General features: G+C 69.8%; 14 protein-coding genes and 1 tRNA gene. 9 read left to right on the top strand and 6 right to left on the bottom strand.

Translation table 11 applies throughout. The features are described from left to right. Nucleotides 1-81: 81 nt before the first annotated feature. Nucleotides 82-1,317 (bottom strand): ABC transporter substrate-binding protein, encoded by a 1,236-nt coding sequence (locus AC1HC7_RS13900; RefSeq protein WP_479498496.1) that lies wholly within the window; start codon nucleotides 1,315-1,317, stop codon nucleotides 82-84. Between the two features lie 146 nt (nucleotides 1,318-1,463). Here AC1HC7_RS13900 and AC1HC7_RS13895 point away from each other — a divergent pair, with 146 nt between their 5' ends. After that, nucleotides 1,464-2,315 (top strand): IclR family transcriptional regulator, encoded by an 852-nt coding sequence (locus tag AC1HC7_RS13895; protein WP_479498495.1) that lies wholly within the window; start codon nucleotides 1,464-1,466, stop codon nucleotides 2,313-2,315. 31 nt (nucleotides 2,316-2,346) lie between these two features. Beyond that, on the top strand, nucleotides 2,347-3,441 hold the full coding sequence (locus tag AC1HC7_RS13890) for an ABC transporter ATP-binding protein (protein ID WP_479498494.1): 1,095 nt from the start codon (nucleotides 2,347-2,349) through the stop codon (nucleotides 3,439-3,441). Between the two features lie 22 nt (nucleotides 3,442-3,463). Here the strand turns inward: AC1HC7_RS13890 and AC1HC7_RS13885 are convergent, their stop codons facing one another. The 3 genes from AC1HC7_RS13885 to AC1HC7_RS13875 form a co-directional block, all read right to left on the bottom strand. After that, nucleotides 3,464-5,113 carry a thiamine pyrophosphate-dependent enzyme gene (locus AC1HC7_RS13885; protein WP_479498493.1) on the bottom strand — a complete coding sequence of 550 codons (1,650 nt, stop codon included), beginning with the start codon at nucleotides 5,111-5,113 and terminating at the stop codon, nucleotides 3,464-3,466. A gap of 114 nt (nucleotides 5,114-5,227) precedes the next feature. Next, complete coding sequence (locus AC1HC7_RS13880; RefSeq protein ID WP_479498492.1) at nucleotides 5,228-5,578, bottom strand: hypothetical protein; 351 nt, start codon at nucleotides 5,576-5,578, stop codon at nucleotides 5,228-5,230. Beyond that, on the bottom strand, nucleotides 5,575-6,525 hold the full coding sequence (locus AC1HC7_RS13875; protein WP_479498491.1) for a DnaJ C-terminal domain-containing protein: 951 nt from the start codon (nucleotides 6,523-6,525) through the stop codon (nucleotides 5,575-5,577). Before AC1HC7_RS13875 ends, AC1HC7_RS13880 begins: the two co-directional genes overlap by 4 nt. 435 nt (nucleotides 6,526-6,960) lie before the next feature. On the opposite strand from AC1HC7_RS13875, the gene AC1HC7_RS13870 reads away from it, so the two are divergent. From AC1HC7_RS13870 to AC1HC7_RS13840, 7 genes are all read left to right on the top strand, one after another. Beyond that, entirely contained in the window at nucleotides 6,961-7,998 is a 1,038-nt protein-coding gene (locus tag AC1HC7_RS13870; protein WP_479498490.1) for an HlyD family secretion protein, read from the top strand. Further along, nucleotides 7,995-9,815 carry an ATP-binding cassette domain-containing protein gene (locus tag AC1HC7_RS13865; RefSeq protein WP_479498489.1) on the top strand — a complete coding sequence of 607 codons (1,821 nt, stop codon included), beginning with the start codon at nucleotides 7,995-7,997 and terminating at the stop codon, nucleotides 9,813-9,815. Before AC1HC7_RS13870 ends, AC1HC7_RS13865 begins: the two co-directional genes overlap by 4 nt. Next, nucleotides 9,812-11,008, top strand: coding sequence for an ABC transporter permease (locus AC1HC7_RS13860; protein ID WP_479498488.1), 1,197 nt, complete (start codon nucleotides 9,812-9,814; stop codon nucleotides 11,006-11,008). The genes AC1HC7_RS13865 and AC1HC7_RS13860 overlap by 4 nt, the downstream gene beginning before the upstream one ends. Nucleotides 11,009-11,019: 11 nt before the next feature. Beyond that, complete coding sequence (locus AC1HC7_RS13855; protein ID WP_479498486.1) at nucleotides 11,020-12,129, top strand: ABC transporter permease; 1,110 nt, start codon at nucleotides 11,020-11,022, stop codon at nucleotides 12,127-12,129. 150 nt (nucleotides 12,130-12,279) lie between these two features. Next, nucleotides 12,280-14,841: a plasma-membrane proton-efflux P-type ATPase gene (locus tag AC1HC7_RS13850; protein ID WP_479499133.1), complete on the top strand. Its 2,562-nt coding sequence runs from the start codon at nucleotides 12,280-12,282 to the stop codon at nucleotides 14,839-14,841. A gap of 62 nt (nucleotides 14,842-14,903) precedes the next feature. After that, the gene (locus AC1HC7_RS13845; RefSeq protein WP_479498484.1) at nucleotides 14,904-16,310 is read left to right on the top strand and encodes a bifunctional enoyl-CoA hydratase/phosphate acetyltransferase; all 1,407 of its coding nucleotides are present in this window, start codon (nucleotides 14,904-14,906) and stop codon (nucleotides 16,308-16,310) included. Continuing rightward, nucleotides 16,307-16,660, top strand: coding sequence for a hypothetical protein (locus AC1HC7_RS13840; protein ID WP_479499132.1), 354 nt, complete (start codon nucleotides 16,307-16,309; stop codon nucleotides 16,658-16,660). Before AC1HC7_RS13845 ends, AC1HC7_RS13840 begins: the two co-directional genes overlap by 4 nt. Before the next feature lie 211 nt (nucleotides 16,661-16,871). Here AC1HC7_RS13840 and AC1HC7_RS13835 read toward each other — a convergent pair. Together AC1HC7_RS13835 and AC1HC7_RS13830 are read right to left on the bottom strand one after the other, a co-directional pair. Then, nucleotides 16,872-16,948: transfer RNA gene (locus AC1HC7_RS13835), tRNA-Arg, on the bottom strand. Between the two features lie 80 nt (nucleotides 16,949-17,028). Further along, nucleotides 17,029-17,681 (bottom strand): P1 family peptidase (locus AC1HC7_RS13830; protein ID WP_479499131.1); only part of this gene is annotated, 653 nt, incomplete at its 5' end.

Below are 17,681 nucleotides of genomic sequence, written 5' to 3'. Positions count from 1 at the left end.
CGGGGGGCGCCCCCGACTATCAATAAGGGGACCCGGGGGCGGGCCGGGGCTTGCGCCCGGCCGGCCCCTCGCATTGGCGCGCTACTTGTAGACGCGGGCGCGGATCTTCTCCAGCCGCTTCAGGATCGCGTCCTTGCGCGCGGGCTTGATCATGAATTCCTGAAAACCCTCCATGCCGGCCTTGGCCATGGCCGCCTTGGCGTCGCGGTCGTAGAACTGCGCCAGCGCATAGGCGTTGGACAGCATTTCGAAACCCTGGCTCAGGAACTTGTCGTCCGGGCGCGTGGAGCCGCTGTTGACCGGCAGCTGACCCAGCAATTCGTTCATGCCGGTCTGCACGTCGGCCCGCGCCAGATAGGCCAGAAACTTGCGCGCGTCCGCCTTGTTGGCGGCGTTGGCCGGGATATGCAGCGTATCCGTCGGCGCGTCCTCGGCCATGGGGATGCCGGGGGTGATCTGCGGGAACTGCATGAAGCCGATCTGATCGTCGGACAGGCCGCCTTTCCTGAACAGATCGACCGCGAAATTGCCCATCAGATACATCGCCGCGTCGCCCTTGACGAAGAACGGCACCGCCTCCTGCCAGTCATAGGCGGCGTGGTTTTCGATGTAGTAGCCCGGCTCGATCAGTTCGGCCCACTTGTCGAACACCGCGACCACCGAGGGGTCGGTGTAGGGAATTTCCCCGGCGGTCAGCTTCATGTGATGCTCATAGCCGTTGACCCGCAGATTCATGTAGTCGAACCAGCCGCCCGTGGGCCACAGCGCCTTGGATCCGATGGCGAACGGGGTGATTCCGGCGGCCTTCAGCTTGGCGCTGGCGGCGACCAGCTCGTCCCAGGTTTCGGGTATCTCGACGCCCTGCTCGGCGAAGATGTCCTGCCGGTAATAGATGCCCCACTGATAGTAGGTGTAGGGCACCCCCCACTGCTTGCCGTCGATGGTCATCGAGGCGGTGGTGGATTTCAGGCTTTCCGCCAGCCCGTTATCGGCCCAGACGTCGCTCACATCCTCGAACAATCCGGCATTGACGAACGGCGCCATGCGGTTGCCCGCGTACCAGGTGACCACGTCCGGGGCCTCGGCGGTGAGGAAATTGCGGATCGCGGTCTTGTAGCCTTCATGATCGAACAGGTTCCACTTCACCTCCACATCCGGGTTCTCGGCCTTGAAGCCGTCGATCAGATATTGCATCGCCGCCTTGGGCGCCGGGTCCGACGTGTCGGTGTTGATGACCAGCGTGCCCGCCTGGGCCGCGCCGAACAGCAATCCGGCGGCAAGCGCCCCCCCGATCAATCCTTGCAGAGAGCGTTTCATGCGCATCCTCCCATGTTGTCCGCCGGCGCATCCCGCCCGGCGGCGTTGGTTAAGTGGCGTCAGTTCCGTTTGATGGAACTTTGTTTTGTTAGTTGAAAACTATGATCCCCCCATCTAAGGTTGTCAAGAAATTGTCAGGGAGCCCCATGACCGACGCGCCCCATATTGATCCCCGCTCCGCCCCGCCTGCGCGCGGGCCCGGCGCAGACGCCGCCCGAGGCGCCGCCAAGCCCGGCGACGGCCCGGTGACCAAGGCGCTGGCGCTGCTTGACGTGATCGCCGCATCGGAAGCGCCCATGCGCTTCGTGGCCCTGCTCGACGCGACGCCCTTCCCCAAGGCGACGCTGCACCGGATGCTGAAATCGCTGCTCGCCGAACGCATGATCGCCTATGATGCGCAATCCCAGACCTACACGCTGGGGCTGCGGCTGATGCGGCTGGCCCACGCGGCGTGGCGGCGCTCCTCGCTGGTGGAGGCGGCGGCCCCGGCGCTGGACCGGCTGCGGGGCGAAATCGACCAGACCTTCCACCTCGCCCAGCTCGACGCCGGGCAGGTGCTGTATCTGGACAAGCGCGATTCCTCGCGCGCGGTCAGCATGTTTTCCAGCGCCGGCAAGGTCGGCCCCGCCCATTGCACCGGGGTGGGCAAGGCGATGCTGGCCTTTCTCGACCCCGCTTCGCTGGCGGAGGCCATCAGCCGCCAGTCGTTCCGGCGCTACACCGAGTCGACGCTCACCGACGCCGCGGCCCTGCGCGCCGATCTCGACGCCATCCGCGCCCGCGGCCTGGCCTATGATCGCGAGGAGCACGAGCCGGGCATCCATTGCATCGCCGTGCCGATCCGATCGGCGCGCGGCGCGCTGTATGGCGGGCTGTCGGTGACCAGCGCCGTCTACCACGCCGATCTCGCCACGCTGGAACGCTGCGCCCCGCGCCTGCGCGAGGCCGCCGACGAGATCGCCGCCCAGGCCGAAATCAGAATGACTCCGACGCTGTGATCCGGCGTCGCCATTCAGGGAGGACCTTCGCATGTCGGGTTTGACGCTGCGCGCCGTATGCAAGAGCTTTGGCGACGTCGAGGTGATCCGCGACGCTTGTCTGGAGGTGACGCCCGGCGAATTCGTGGTCTTCGTCGGGCCCTCGGGCTGCGGCAAGTCCACGCTGCTGCGCATGATCGCCGGGCTCGAGGAGGTCTCGTCGGGCGAGATCTCCATCGGCGGACGGGTGGTCAACGACATCGACGCGGCCGAGCGCGGCATCGCCATGGTGTTCCAGTCCTACGCGCTGTATCCGCACATGACCGTGGCCCAGAACATGGGCTTCGGCCTGCGCATGACCGGGACCCCGAAGCCCGAGATCGACGCCCGCGTCAACGAGGCCGCGGCGATCCTGCAACTGGGCCCGCTGCTGGCGCGCCGCCCCAGGGCCCTGTCGGGCGGCCAGCGCCAGCGCGTGGCCATCGGGCGCGCCATCGTGCGCCATCCACAGGTGTTCCTGTTCGACGAACCGCTGTCCAATCTAGACGCCGAGCTGCGGGTCAACATGCGCATCGAAATCGCCCGCCTGCATGGCGAGCTGGGCGCCACCATGATCTACGTCACCCATGATCAGGTCGAGGCGATGACGCTCGCCGACAAGATCGTGGCGCTGCGCGACGGGCGCATCGAACAGGTGGGCGCGCCGCTTGATCTATATGACGACCCGGACAACCTGTTCGTGGCCGGGTTCATCGGATCGCCGCGGATGAATTTCTTCGACGCCCGCGTCGACGGGGCCGAGGCCGGGCGCTGCGCGGTCACGCTTGACGGTCATGACGGGATGCGCGTCGCCGTGGCGCTGGCCGGCAAGCCGCCGGCGCCGGGCGCGCGGGTGACGCTGGGGGTGAGGCCCGAGCATTTCTCGCCCGACGGCCCGGCGCGGATGCGGCTCACCGTGGACGTGATCGAACATCTGGGCAGCGACAGCTTCGCCTATGCCCGCGCCACAGCCGGCGCGGCGGCGGGCGAGACCATGGTGGTCAAGCTCGGCGAAAGCCGCGCGATGCGCGCGGGCGACCCGCTCGTGGCCGGATTCGACCCGGCGCAGGCGATGCTGTTCGACGCCGAGGGCCAGCGGCTGCGCTGACCCCGGCGCGCGCGGCGCGAGGTCAGCCGCCATGCATGATGTAGGGCCAGGGACTGACCTCGTCGTCGAGATCCACCGTCACCTCGATCAGCGCCGGCGCGTCCTCGGCGATGGCCTTTTCCAGGATCGGGCGCAACGACGCGGGGCTGTCGGCGCGATGCCCGGCAACGCCCTGCGCCCGCGCCAGCGCCACGTAATCGACGCCGGGCAGGTCGCTGGCGATGCGCCGCCCGTCATGGAACATGATCTGGTCGCGGCGCACATTGCCATAGGCGCGGTTGTTGAACACGATGGCGATCACGCCGATGCCGTGCTGGGCGGCGGTGGACAATTCCTGCGCCGCGAACATGAAGCCGCCATCCCCGGCGATGACCACCACCGCCTTGTCCGGACAGCCGACCTTGGCCCCGAGCGCGGTGGGATAGGCGAAGCCCAGATTGCCCTGATGGCCCGAGGTCAGATAGGTGCGCGGCGCGTGCACCGGCCAGGCGAAATACGACGCGAACCCGGCCTGGCAAATGTCCTTGACCAGAATGCCGTCGCGGGGCAGCGCCGCGCGGATCGCCTCCAGAAACTCCACATGCGGCCGCACCGCCGCGAACTTGTCGCGCGCCGCCGCCGAAGCGGCGCGAATGCGCGCCGGCGCGCCGGCGTCCGGGACATGCCCGGCGCGGATCAACGCGGCGCTCAGCGCCGCGGCGCCGAGCGCGGAATCGGCGACCACCCCGACATCGGGCTTCAGGCGCAGCAGCTCCTCGGGCTCGATCTCGATGCGGATCAGCTTGCGCGGGGGCGCCAGTCGGTCGTCGCAGCGCATCATTCCGGTCCAGCGCATGGTCTGCATCTCGCAGCGCGAGCCGATGCCGATCAGCAGGTCGGTTTCGGCCCACAGCTCATAGGCGCCGGCCGAACCCAGCCCCAGGGCGTGATCCTCGTCCACCACCCCGCGCCCGCCGCGCAGCGCCGTCACCGGCGCGCCGATGGCCTCGGCCAGCGCCAGCACCTGCGCCCCGGCGTGCTGGGCGCCGTTGCCCACGGTGATCATCACCCGGCGCGCCTGCGCGATCAGCGCCGCGGCGGCGGCGATGTCCTGATCGTCGGGGGCCGGGGGCGCGGGCGGCGGCGGCGGCGGCGTCAGGTCAACCGGCGTGGTCTGGGCCAGCGTGTCCCAGCACATCTCCAGCGCCGCCGGACCGGGGCGCCCGCCCAGCATCTGGCGGAACGCCTCGTCGACCAGCGCCGGGGCGTCGGCGGCGCGCGGCGCGCGCGCGGCCCATTTGATGAAAGATCGCAGCGTGCCCGCCTGGTCCGGGATCTCGTGCAGATGCCCGCGCCCGCGCCCCAGAAACGACGAGGGCACCTGCCCGGTCAGCACCAGCACCGGCGCGTTCACCGCCATGGCCGTGCACAGCGCCGCGCCGGCGTTCAGCACGCCCGGCCCCGGCACCACCGAACACACCCCCGGGCGCCCGGTGGCCTTGGCGTAGCCCATGGCCATGTAGGCGGCGGTCTGTTCGTGGCGCGGGCCGATCACCCGCACCCGGTTGCCGGCGCGCTGCAGGGCGTCCATGATCGGGTAGGTCTGCACGCCGGGCAGCGCGAACACCGTATCGACGCCATGGGCCAGAACCGCGCCCACGATCGCCTCGCCGCCGGTCAGTCGCTCGCTCATCGCGCATCCTTTCGCCGCCGCGCCGCGAGGCCGCGCCCCGGCTCGCGCCATCGCCGTGGATTGAACCCGGTTTCGCCGCGTTCGGCCAGATGTTCGGTCAGCGAGAGTCCCGGATCAGGCCGTCCGCCCCGGCGCGCGGGCGCGACGGGTGGCCTCGCCTATGCGCCGGCGCACCTCGCGCGGTTCGCGCGCCACCGCGGCGGCGATGGCGCGCAGGTCGGCCCGCGCGCCGTGAAGCTGGTCGATCAGCGAGATGACCACCTCCAGCGCCTCGTCGCACAGATCGAACTGCTCGGACAGTTCGCAAAGCAGCTCCATGCGCGCCAGATCTATCTCGCGAAACACCAGGCCCGACCCGGTGCGCTGCGGCGTCACGATCTCGGCCTGCACGAAAGCGGTCAGCCGGGTCAGGGTCAGGCGCGGCACCGCGGCGACGGCCGCCGCTTCGGAATAGCGATCGGTCATGATGTCATCCCCTTGCGCGGGTCATAGGCGTTGGTCTTGCGCCAATCCTCCATGAACGCCTGCAGCGCGTCGTCGATCCGCGGCGGGGCGACGATGCGCAGCTCCACCCGCTGATCCCCGGGGGGGCGCCCCCCGCCGGTCTTCACCCCGCGCCCCTTCAGGCGCAGCGTCTGGCCGCCGCTGGCGCCTTTCGGGATCGTCAGGCGAACGTCGCCGTCGATGGTCGGCGTGGTGACCTTGGCGCCGAGCAGCGCCTCGTCGATGGCGATCGGCAGGGTGATGACGATGTCGTCGCCGACCCGGCGAAACAGCGGGTGGGGCCGCACCGACAGGGTCACCAGCGCATCCCCCGGCGGGCCGTCGCCAAAACCGGCCCCGCCCTTGCCGCGCAGCCGGATGGTCTGGCCGTCGGCGGCGCCTTGCGGGATCTTCACGTCGATGGTCGCGCCGTCGGGCAGGGTGATGCGCTTCGTCGCGCCCCTGACCGCGTCGAGGAATTCGATCTCCAGCGCATAGCGCCGGTCCGGACCCGGAAAGCTGAAATCCCCGGCGCCCGCGCGCCCATCGCCCCGCGCGCCCCGCCCGGCCCCCGCGGCCCGCTGGCGCAGGATCTCGGCGAAGATATCGGCGGGATCGTCGAAATCCTCATGGCTGCGGCGGGACTGATAGGCGTTTCCGGGGGTCTCGGCGTAGTCGCGGTAGTAGCGGCGTTCGGGGCGCTCGGCGCCCGTGGCGTCGATCTCGCCTCGATCGAAGCGCGCACGGGTCTGCGGATCCTTCAGCAGATCATGCGCCGCGGCGATCTTCTTGAACCGCGCCTCGGCGTCCGGGTCGTCGGGGTTGAGATCCGGGTGGCTGCCCTTGACCAGCTTGCGGTAGGCTTTCTTGATCTCGCCCGCCGTGGCGGTCTTCTTGAGGCCGAGCGCCGCATAGGGATCGTCGCTCATGCGCGCCCCCGATCGGCTGAAGATGTCCTGCGCATGGAAACGACCCTCCTGTGACGGCGCGCCGCCGGCGAGCGGCCCGCCCGTGGCGCATTGTCCCGATAACCGGGCGCATCGCAAGCCATTCCGCGCGCCCCCGCCATGCGAAGGTCGTGCGCGGGCGATGCGCCGACAGCGCAGGTGGCCCGCCCGCGCCCGGGTTGCAACGCGCGCGCCGCGCGGCAAATAATCGCAGAGCCAGCGCCCCGAAACCGGGGGGCCGGCGCCCAGGCCGCCTTGCCTGCGCCGCGAATTGACCATAGGTGGAGGGCTCAACACTCCCCATTCGGCAAGTTGCGCGCGGCAACCGAAACGGCGAGCCCCCAGGGGCCGCCGCCGAAAGTCGCGGATCCCCGGGCGCATCGCCGGACACGCGAAATGAACTTTCGGAGCGGGCGCATGGCAAGCGGAACCTTGAAACTGATCGGCGCCGTCGCGGCGGCCTCGGCGATCGCCTTCGGCGGATACGCGGCCTATGACGGCTGGAAACGCAGCCAGGCCCCGCGGGACTCCATCGTCTTTTACGGCAATATCGACATTCGCGAGGCCGATCTCGCCTTCAATGTCAGCGGACGCGTGGCGCGCATGCTGGTCGAGGAGGGCGACGCGGTGAAGGCCGGTCAGGCGCTGGCCAGTCTCGATCCGGACATCTACCAGGCCGAACTCGACGCCGCCCAGGCCAAGGCCGACGCCCAGCGCGCGGCGCTGGACCGGCTTCTGGCCGGCAGCCGCGCCGAGGAAATCAAGGAGGCGCGCGCGAATGTCCACGCCATCGAGGCCGATCTGGCGCTCACCCAGCAAAACCTGCAGCGGTCCCAGAAACTGGCCGAGCAGAATTTCGCCAGCCGTCAGAAGGTCGATGACGACCGGGCGCGGATGCGCAACCTGCAAGCCCGGCTCGACGCCGCCCAGCAGCGGCTGTCGCTGGTGATACAGGGGCCGCGCAAGGAAGACATCGCCGTGGCCCGCGCCGAACTCAAGGCCGGCGAGGCCGCGGTGACCCTCGCCCGCCGCCGCCTCGCCTACACCAAGCTGCACGCGCCGGAAGACGGCGTGGTCAAGACGCGGATCGCGGAGCCCGGCAACGTCGCGCTGCCCCAGCAGCCGGTCTATACTCTTGCCCTCGTCGATCCGGTCTGGGTGCGCGCCTATGTCTCGGAACCGGATCTCGGCTTTCTCCAGCCCGGCATGACCGCGACGATCAGCACCGATTCCGCGCCGGACAAGGCCTATGAAGGCTGGGTCGGCTTCGTGTCGCCGGTGGCCGAATTCACGCCGAAAACCGTGCAGACGTCCGAACTGCGCACCAGTCTGGTCTACCGGGTGCGGATCTTCGTCAAGAACCCCGATGGCGGGCTGCGTCAGGGGATGCCGGTCACCGCGCGGGTGAAGATCGCCCCGACAAAGGCCGAGGACGGCCAGACGGGCGCGGAATGACCGGCGCGGCGGCGCCGGCGCCGACCACCGCGCCGGTGATCGAATTGCGGGACCTGGGCAAGCGGTTCGCCGCCGGCGGGCGGACCGTCACGGCGCTGGACGGGGTGAGCGCCACGGTCGGCGCCGGGCGGATCACCGGCCTGGTGGGGCCCGACGGCGCGGGCAAGACCACCCTGATGCGGCTGGCGGCGGGGCTGCTGAGGCCGGATTCCGGCGCGGTGCGGGTGCTGGGGCGCGATTCGGTCGCGCAGGCGCAGAACATTCAGGCCAGTATCGGCTACATGCCCCAGCGCTTCGGTCTCTACGAGGACCTGAGCGTCGCCGAGAACCTCGCGCTTTACGCCGATCTTCAGGGCCTGGCCGGGGATCAGCGTCAGGCCCGCTTCGACCGGCTGATGGACTTCACCGGGCTGGCGGCGTTTCGCAAGCGGCTGGCCGGCCGGCTGTCGGGGGGCATGAAGCAGAAGCTCGGGCTCGCCTGCGCGCTGGTGCGCCCGCCGCGTCTGCTGCTGCTCGACGAACCCAGCGTCGGCGTCGATCCGGTGTCGCGGCGCGAATTGTGGGACATCGTGCGCGCGCTTGTCGACGAGGGCATCAGCGTGCTCTGGGCCACCGCCTATCTGGACGAGGCCGAACGCTGCCACGAGGTGCTGCTGCTCAACGAGGGGCGGCTGCTCGGCGTCGGGCCGCCGGGCGATTTCAGCGACCGGCTGGCGGGACGCACCTTCACGCTGCGCCCCGACGCCGCGCGACGGCGCGCGGCGCTGCGCGACATCCGCGCCCTGCCCCATGTGGTCGACGCCATCGTCAAGGGGCGCGACATCAGGGTGCTGCTCGATCGCGGGGCGGGGGCGGACAGCCTGTCGGCGCGCGCGGGCGACATCGAAATCAAGGCCGTGGCCCCGAATTTCGAGGACGCCTTCATCGACCTGCTCAAGCAACGCGCCGCCGCGGCCGCCCCCGAAACCGGCGGGACCGCGGCGAACGCGCCCGCCCGATCATCCGCCCAGCCGCCCGCCCGCCCGCCTTTGACCCCGTCGCCGACCGGCGACGGCGACGGCGCGGCGGTCATCGAGGTCGCCGGGCTGGTGCGCAAATTCGGCGATTTCACCGCCGTGGACAATATCGGCTTCAGCGTCGGGCGCGGCGAGATCTTCGGCCTTCTCGGGCCCAACGGCGCGGGCAAGTCGACCACGTTCAAGATGCTTTGCGGCCTGCTGCCGCCCTCCGACGGCAAGGCGCTGGTGCTGGGCATCGACCTGCGCGAAGCCGCGGCGGCGGCGCGCGCGCGCATCGGCTACATGGCGCAGAAATTCTCGCTCTACGGCGACATGAGCATCCGCCAGAATCTGAAATTCTTCTCCAGCGCCTACGGGCTCGGCGGGCGGGCGCAGCGGCGCAAGATCGACGAGGAGCTGAGCGAATTCGGCCTCGTCCCCTATGCCGACGCGATCAGCGAGACCCTGCCGCTGGGCTACAAGCAGCGGCTGGCGCTCGCCTGCGCGATCATGCACGCGCCCGGCGTGCTGTTCCTGGACGAACCCACCTCGGGCGTGGATCCGCTGGTGCGGCGCGAATTCTGGACCCGGATCAACGCCATGGCCGAGGCCGGCGTCACCGTCATGGTGACCACCCATTTCATGGAGGAGGCCGAATACTGCGACCGCATCGGCATCATCTACCGCGGCCGGATGGTGGCGCTGGGCGCCCCGGAGGAGCTGAAAGCCGCGCATCGCAGCCGCGACCTGCCCAACCCGACGCTCGAGGACGCCTTCGTCGACCTGATCGCGCGCCATGACGCGGCGCGCCCGCAATGACCGCGCGCGCCGATCTCGACCGCACCGGGGCGGCCGCCCCGCCCGAAACGCCGGCGCCCGGGGCCGGCGCCCGGGGCGGGTCGCGCATGCGCCTGTTCGGCCTGATCCGCAAGGAAACGCTTCAGATCATGCGCGATCCGAGCAGCATCTCCATCGCCTTCGTGCTGCCCGCGATCCTGTTGCTGCTGTTCGGCTACGGGGTCTCGCTGGACGCCAGGCACGTGCCCGTCGCGCTGGTGATCGAGGCCCCGACCGCCGAAACGTCGGGCTTCGCCGCCTCGCTGGCCAGTTCGGCGTATTTCGAGCCGACGATCCTGCGCGACCGCCACGCCGCCAACGCGGCGCTGATCGCCGGCAAGGTCAGCGCCATCGTGGTTCTGCGGTCGGATTTCTCCCGCCTGATCCGCACCCCCGCCGGCGCGCCGATCCAGGTGATCGTAAACGGCGGCGACGCGAACACCGCGCGCATCATCGAGGGCTACATGCAGGGCGCCTGGGGCGTTTGGCTTGCGCAATACGCGCGCGACAAGGGGGTCGCCCCGACCCCGCCGACGACCGTCGATCAGCGCGTCTGGTTCAACGCCGAGGTCAGCAGCCGCAATTTTCTGGTGCCCGGCCTGATCGCCATCATCATGACCCTGATCGGCACGCTGCTCACCGCCATGGTGGTGGCGCGCGAATGGGAACGCGGCACCATGGAGGCGCTGATGGTCACCCCGGTGCGCATCGGCGAAATCCTGCTGGGCAAGCTGATCCCGTATTTCGCGCTCGGCATGGGCGGCATGGCGCTGTCCACGGCCATGGCCGTCTGGGTGTTCGGCGTGCCGTTTCGCGGCTCGCTGGCGGCGCTGTTCGCGGTCTCGGCGCTGTTCATGCTGGCCTCGCTGGGCATGGGGCTGCTGATTTCCACCATCGCCAGAAGCCAGTTCGTCGCCGGGCAGGTGGCGATCATCGTCGCCTTCCTGCCCGCCTTCATCCTGTCGGGATTCATCTTCGACATCGCCAGCATGCCGACAATCGTGCAGTGGATCACCCACCTGATCCCGGCGCGCTACTTCGTTTCGACGCTGCAGACCCTGTTTCTCGCCGGAACGGTGTGGCCGATCGTGCTGTGGAACGGCGCCGCGCTGGGGCTGATGGCGGCATTCTTCCTCGCGCTGACCCGGCGCAAGACGCGCAAATCACTGGAATAGGACGACACGCCATGTGGGGCCGCATCCGCGCGCTGATCGCCAAGGAATTCCTGGCGGTCTGGAAAGACAGGAAAAGCCGGGCGGTGATCATCGGCCCGCCGCTGATCCAGCTGCTGGTCTTCGGCTACGCCGCCACCTTCGACGTGAACCACGTGGCGACGGCGATCTACAACGAGGATCCCGGCTTCGCCTCGCGCCAGCTTGTCGCGCGCTTCGAGGGCTCGCCGTCCTTTCAGACCGTGGCGAATCTCGACCGCGTGGCGCAGATCCGCGAGACGCTCGACCCCAAGGACGCCATGCTGGTCATCCATATCGGCCCGACCTTCACCAGGGACATCCTTGCCCGCCGGCCCGCCAGGGTGCAGATGATCGTCGACGGGCGCCAGTCCAACACGGCGCTGATCATCCTCGGCTACGCCAACCGCATCATCGCCGATTTCAATGCCGAGTGGATGGCGGCGCGCGGCGAATCCCTGGCCCCCGCGCGCCTGGAGATGCGATCCTGGTTCAACCCCAATCTTGAAAGCCGGTGGTTCATCATCCCCGGCATCGTGGCGCTGCTGACCTTGGTGGTGACCATGGTGGTGACCGCGCTGACCATCGCGCGCGAACGCGAGGTGGGCACCTTCGAACAGCTGCTGGTCACGCCGTTCCGCCCCATCGAGATCCTGATCGGCAAATCCGTGCCGGCGCTGGTCATCGGCATGGCGGAGGGCTCGGCCATCATGGCGATCGCGACTTTCTGGTTCGGCGTGCCGCTGCGCGGCGACCTGGCGCTGCTCGAACTCGGGCTGTTCATCTACCTTCTGGCGGTGATCGGCGTCGGGCTGATGATCTCGTCGATCTCGCGAACCCAGCAGCAGGCGATACTCGGCGCTTTCCTGTTCGTGGTGCCGGCGATCATCCTGTCCGGCTTCGCCACGCCGATCGCCAACATGCCGTCGGCGGTGCAGGATCTCACGCTGATCAACCCGATGCGCTATTTCCTCGTCGTGGTGCGCGGCGCCTTTCTCGAAGGCCTGCCCGCGCCGCTGGTCCTCGATCAGCTCTGGCCGATGGCGCTGATCGCGGCGGCGACCCTGTCGGGCGCGGCCTGGACCTTCCGCCACCGCTTGCAGTGACGCGCCGATCCGCCGCAAGCGATGCCGGGGCGGCGCCCTTGAATCGCGCCCGCCCCGTCGCCTACTTCGTCAGTGAGACGGTCGCGCGTCGCGCGGTCGGCGCCCCCCGCCCGCGCAGCAAGGCCGCCTCTATCCGATAGGATGTCGCAGATGCCCAAGCACCCCGCAGCCGACCACCCCGGCGCCGGCCCCGAGCTGGACACCGATCCCGCGGTCGGGCTCAGCCAATCCGAGGCCGCGCGCCGGCTTGCCGAACACGGCCCCAACGCGCTGACCGAAAAAACCGTCAGCCCGCTGCGCCGGTTCATGTCCTTCTTCTGGGGGCCGATCCCGTGGATGATCGAGATCGCCGCGATCCTGTCGGCGGTCGCGCGGCGCTGGGAGGATTTCGCCATCATCGCCGCCATGCTGCTGATCAACGCCGGCGTCGGGTTCTGGGAGGAGTTCAAGGCCGGCAACGCCATCGCCGCGCTGAAGAAGAACCTGGCGCTGAAAGCGAGGGTGCTGCGCGACGGCGCCTGGCGCAGCGTCGCGGCGCGCGATCTGGTCCCCGGCGACATCGTGCTGCTGCGGCTGGGCAACATCGTCCCCGCCGATGTCAGGCTGATCGCCGGCGAATACCTGAGCGTCGACCAGTCGGCGCTGACCGGCGAATCCCTGCCCGTGGACAAGGCCGCGGGCGACGTCGCCTACGCCAGTTCGATCGCCAGGATGGGCGAGATGACGGCGCTGGTCACGGCCACCGGCGCGGACACCTATTTCGGGCGCACCGCCAAGCTGGTGGCCGGGGCCGGCGCGGCGTCGCATTTCCAGAAAGCCGTGCTCAGGATCGGCAACTTCCTGATCCTCATCACGCTGGGGCTGGTGACCATGATCCTGCTGGTGGCGCTGTTTCGCCACGACCCGCTGGTGGACACCGTCCTGTTCGCCATGATCCTGACCGTGGCGGCGATCCCGGTGGCGCTGCCCGCCGTGCTGTCGGTCACCATGGCGGTCGGCGCGGTCAAGCTGGCGCGGATGAAGGCGATCGTCTCGCGGCTGGTGTCGATCGAGGAAATGGCCGGCATGGACGTGCTGTGCACGGACAAGACCGGGACGCTGACCAAGAACCAGCTGGTCGCCGGCGACCCCGAGGTCGCGCCCGGCGTCGAGGCCGACGCGCTGCTGCTGGGCGCGGCGCTGGCCTCCAATCCCGACGCGCATGACGACCCCATCGACGCCGCCGTGCTGGGCGCCTATCGCGAGCGGGCGGATCGGGGCGCCGTCGGCGACCGGGCGGATCGGGGCGCCGTCGGCGACCGGGCGGATCGGGGCGCCGTCGGCGACCACGCCGGGCTGGCCGCCTATCGCGTGCGCCGCTTCCGGCCCTTCAATCCGGTCAGCAAGCGGACCGAGGCCGAGATCGAGATCGGCGGCGACCGCTTCGCCGTCGCCAAGGGCGCGCCGCAGGTGATCCTCGACCTCGCCGCGCCCGACCCGGCGGCGCGGCGCGACGTCGAGGCCAGGGTCGCGGCGCTGGCCCGCAAGGGGTTCCGCACCCTCGGCGTGGCGCGGCGAAGCGGCGGAGAGGACGGGAACGACGACGGGCGCTGGACCTTCCTGGGGCTGCTGCCGCTGTTCGATCCGCCGCGCGACGACGCGGCCGAGACCATCGCGCGCGCCGAGGCCATGGGGCTCGACATCCGCATGGTGACCGGGGACAACGCCGCCATCGCCCGCGAGATCTCCAAAAGCCTGAATCTGGGCGCCAATATCGTGCGCGCCGGCGACATCTTCGACGAAGACGGGCAGCGCCATGACGGCGACCTGATCGAACGGGCCGAAGGCTTCGCCGAGGTGTTCCCCGAGCACAAATACAAGATCGTCAAGGAATTGCAGGCGCGCGGCCATATCGTCGGCATGACCGGCGACGGGGTCAACGACGCCCCGGCGCTCAAGCAGGCCGACATGGGCATCGCGGTGAGCGGCGCCACCGACGCCGCCCGCGCCGCCGCCGATCTGGTGCTGACCGAATCCGGGATCTACGTGATCACCCGCGCCATGGAGGAATCGCGAAAGATCTTCGAACGCATGAACAGCTACGCGGTGTTTCGCATCGCCGAGACCATCCGCGTTCTGCTGTTCATGACCCTGTCGATCCTGATCTTCAATTTCTACCCGGTCACGGCGGTGATGATCGTGATGCTGGCGATCCTCAACGATTTCCCGATCATGATGATCGCCTATGACAACGCCCCCGTGGCCGCGCGCCCGGTGCGCTGGAACATGCGCCGGGTCCTGACCCTGAGCATCGTGCTCGGCCTCGTCGGCGTGGTGGAGACCTTCCTGCTGTTCTGGATCGCCGAGGATTACCTGGCGCTGCCCCGGGACATGATCCAGACGATCATTTTCCTCAAGCTCCTGGTGGCGGGGCACCTGACGCTCTACGCGGCGCGCAACGAGGGCTGGTTCTGGGACCGGCCCTGGCCAAGCTGGCGGCTGTTCGCCACCACCGAAATCACCCAGATCGCCGGCACGCTGGCCGCGGTCTACGGCTGGTCGGTGACCCCCATCGGCTGGGAATACGCGCTGGCGATCTGGGCCTATGCGCTGCTTTGGCTGCCGATCGAGACCGCCGCGAAGGTCTACGCGCATCGCCTGCTCAACAAGCGGGCCGCCGGCGAGGCCCGGCCGTTCCGACGCGTCCGCGCCTGGCTGCATCCGCATCGCTGAGGCCGCCCCGGTCCGCGCCGGGCCGCCAGCCCCCCCCAAACGCCGCAATCGAGGCCCCGACGATGACCCAAGCCACGGACTGCATCCGCAACCGGACATTCGACGAAATCGAGATCGGCGACTCCGCCAGCCTGACGCGAAAGCTGACCCAGAGCGACCTCGACCTGTTCGCGGTGATGTCGGGCAACATCAATCCGGCGCATGTGGACCCGGCATTCGCCAAAAGCGACATGTTCCACAAGATCATCGCCAACGGCATGTGGGGCGCGGCGCTGATCTCCACGGTGCTCGGCACCAAATTGCCGGGGCCGGGCGCCATCTATCTCGATCAGAGCCTGCGGTTCAGCGCCCCGATCGGGCTCGGCGACACGATCACCGTCACCGTCACCGCGCGCAAAAAGGACAGCGCGCGGCACCGCATCGCCTTCGACTGCGTCTGCGCCAATCAGACCGGCGAGGTGGTCATAAACGGCGAGGCGCTGGTGATCGCCCCGACCGAAAAGATCAGCCGCCCGCGCATCGCGCTGCCCGATGTGAAGATCGAGACGCGCGGCGCCAAGTTCCGCCGCCTGATCGACATGGCCGCGCCGCTGGATCCCATCGTCACCGCCGTGACCCACCCGGTCGACGTGAATTCGCTGGGCGGCGCGGTGGCGGCGGCGCAGGCCGGTCTCATCATCCCGATCCTGGTCGGCCCGGAGCGCAAGATCCGCGCGGCCGCCGAACGCGCCGGGGTCGACATCTCGCCCTATCGCCTGGAACCGACCGCGCATTCCGACGCCGCCGCCGAGGCCGCCGTCGCCCTGGTCAGGTCCGGCGAGGCGCGCGCGCTGATGAAAGGCAGCCTGCACACCGACGAATTCATGCACCCGATTCTGCGGCGCGACAGCGGGCTGCGCACCGAACGCCGTCTCAGCCACGCGTTTCTGCTCGACCTGCCGGGCTATGACCGCCCGATCTTCATCACCGACGGCGCCCTCAACATCAGCCCGTCGCTGGACGACAAGCGCGACATCGTCCAGAACGCCATCGACATGGCCCATGCGCTTGGAATCGCGCGCCCGAAGGTGGCGATCCTGTCCGCGGTCGAAACGGTGAACTCGCGGATCCCTTCGACCATCGACGCCGCGGCCATCTGCAAGATGGCGCTGCGCAGGCAGATCGTCGGCGGGATCGTCGACGGCCCGCTGGCCTTTGACAACGCGATGTCCCCGGACGCCGCCCGCGCCAAGGGCATAGTCTCGTCGGTGGCCGGGCGCGCCGACATTCTTGTGGTCCCGGATGTCGAGGCCGGCAACATGCTGGCCAAGCAGCTTGAATACCTCGCCGACGCCGACGCCGCGGGGGTGGTGATCGGCGCCCGCGCGCCGATCATTCTCACCAGCCGCGCCGACAGCGTGCAAAGCCGCCTCGCCTCCTGCGCCGTGGCGGCGCTCATCGAGCGGCGAAAACGCCGGCGCGCGCCGTGATCGGCTCGGGCCCTGCGAGCATCCCGAGCGGCCATTTCCGGCGCCGCGGCAACCCGGGTCCGCGGCGGCGCCTTGGCAAGGTCGTCGCGGACCTGGATGCGGCGGAAAACCAGAAAGTCACCAGAGCGAAGTCTCGGGGCCGCATCCCCGCCGCCGTTGCCGCCGCGACGGGGGCGCGGCAATTGGGTCTTTCGACTGACGCGCGCGGTTTGGTTTCAAGTCTGTCGGATGCGCCCTTGCGCGAATGCCGGGCCATGGTCTGCGGCATGGCCGCCGCGCCTCACCGCAACACCGCCGGCGCCATGTCATCGCGTCAGCGTCATCGGATGACGCTATCCGTCGCGCAGTGACGCTCACAGCCCGCGAGGCCGGCCGCGCATGGGCGGAACCGATGCGGAACGGATCGGCAGATCGATCCCCATGGGACCGCGCCAAACCGAGGATGACGATTCCGGCCCGAAGCGCCTGGCGAAGTGATTCACGGCAAGCGTCCGGGCGCGCGTCAAACGCCCGTTTCTGTGGATGTCGGTTTCGCCGATTCCAGCCAAGTTCTTGATGTATTGGCGCGCCGGGGAGGAGTCGAACCCCCGACCCCCAGATTCGTAGTCTGGTGCTCTATCCAGCTGAGCTACCGGCGCCTCGTCGCGGCGGGGGCGTTGCGCCCGTCTTGACGTTGGCGGTGTTTAGCCCTCGGGCCCGGGGGATGCAAGGGGCAATTTCACCCCCCGGCGAGGTCGCGCCAGGCTGGGCGCTCGCCCGCGCCGGCGCGCGCCTCGAACACCCCGCGCGCCACCGCGCGGGCCACGCAATCGGCCGCCGCGGAGCCCAGCGCGGCAAGGCGGGCGGCGCGCATGGGGCCCGCGCCCAGATCGCGGCCGCGTCCGGCGCCGCCGGTGGCCAGCGCGAATATCGTGTCGCCGTCGAACGGCGTGTGCGCCGGGCGAATCGCGCGCGCCAGGCCGTCCTGCGCCATGATCGCGAAGCGGCGGCACTCCGCCGATGTCAGCGCCGCGTCGGTGGCGACGACGCCGATGGCGGTGTTGGCGCCGGGCGCGGTCCCGGGGCCGGCGCCGTCGAGGGCGTTGGCGCCGAAATCGGCCAGGCGGCGCATCTTGGTGTCGTCGGGGATCGGCGCGATCGCCGGGCCGGCCGCGGGATCCGGGCGCAGGCCGCCGAATTCGCCGTCGATCTCGAAAGGCCAGGCCCAGAAACAGCGCTGGCCCGGCATGCAGACCGAGCCCACCGGGTTGGCGGCGACCATGGCGGCGACCGTCACCCCGGGCTCCAGCGCCAGCGAGACGGCGCCCAGCCCGCCCTTCAGCGCCCCCGCCGCGGCCCCGCGCCCGGCGCCCACCGCGCCGAGCGACGCGT

The sequence above is a fragment of the Oceanicella sp. genome (assembly GCF_056449545.1).
Note: the sequence above shows the minus strand (reverse complement) of the source record. Positions and strands in the feature narration are given on the sequence as shown.

Bases quoted from the DNA above. Each gene is read 5' to 3' on its own strand.
- AC1HC7_RS13900 (WP_479498496.1), bottom strand. From the start codon at position 1,317: ATGAAACGCTCTCTGCAAGGATTGATCGGGGGGGCGCTTGCCGCCGGA.
- AC1HC7_RS13895 (WP_479498495.1), top strand. From the start codon at position 1,464: ATGACCGACGCGCCCCATATTGATCCCCGCTCCGCCCCGCCTGCGCGC.
- AC1HC7_RS13890 (WP_479498494.1), top strand. From the start codon at position 2,347: ATGTCGGGTTTGACGCTGCGCGCCGTATGCAAGAGCTTTGGCGACGTC.
- AC1HC7_RS13885 (WP_479498493.1), bottom strand. From the start codon at position 5,113: ATGAGCGAGCGACTGACCGGCGGCGAGGCGATCGTGGGCGCGGTTCTG.
- AC1HC7_RS13880 (WP_479498492.1), bottom strand. From the start codon at position 5,578: ATGACCGATCGCTATTCCGAAGCGGCGGCCGTCGCCGCGGTGCCGCGC.
- AC1HC7_RS13875 (WP_479498491.1), bottom strand. From the start codon at position 6,525: ATGAGCGACGATCCCTATGCGGCGCTCGGCCTCAAGAAGACCGCCACG.
- AC1HC7_RS13870 (WP_479498490.1), top strand. From the start codon at position 6,961: ATGGCAAGCGGAACCTTGAAACTGATCGGCGCCGTCGCGGCGGCCTCG.
- AC1HC7_RS13865 (WP_479498489.1), top strand. From the start codon at position 7,995: ATGACCGGCGCGGCGGCGCCGGCGCCGACCACCGCGCCGGTGATCGAA.
- AC1HC7_RS13860 (WP_479498488.1), top strand. From the start codon at position 9,812: ATGACCGCGCGCGCCGATCTCGACCGCACCGGGGCGGCCGCCCCGCCC.
- AC1HC7_RS13855 (WP_479498486.1), top strand. From the start codon at position 11,020: ATGTGGGGCCGCATCCGCGCGCTGATCGCCAAGGAATTCCTGGCGGTC.
- AC1HC7_RS13850 (WP_479499133.1), top strand. From the start codon at position 12,280: ATGCCCAAGCACCCCGCAGCCGACCACCCCGGCGCCGGCCCCGAGCTG.
- AC1HC7_RS13845 (WP_479498484.1), top strand. From the start codon at position 14,904: ATGACCCAAGCCACGGACTGCATCCGCAACCGGACATTCGACGAAATC.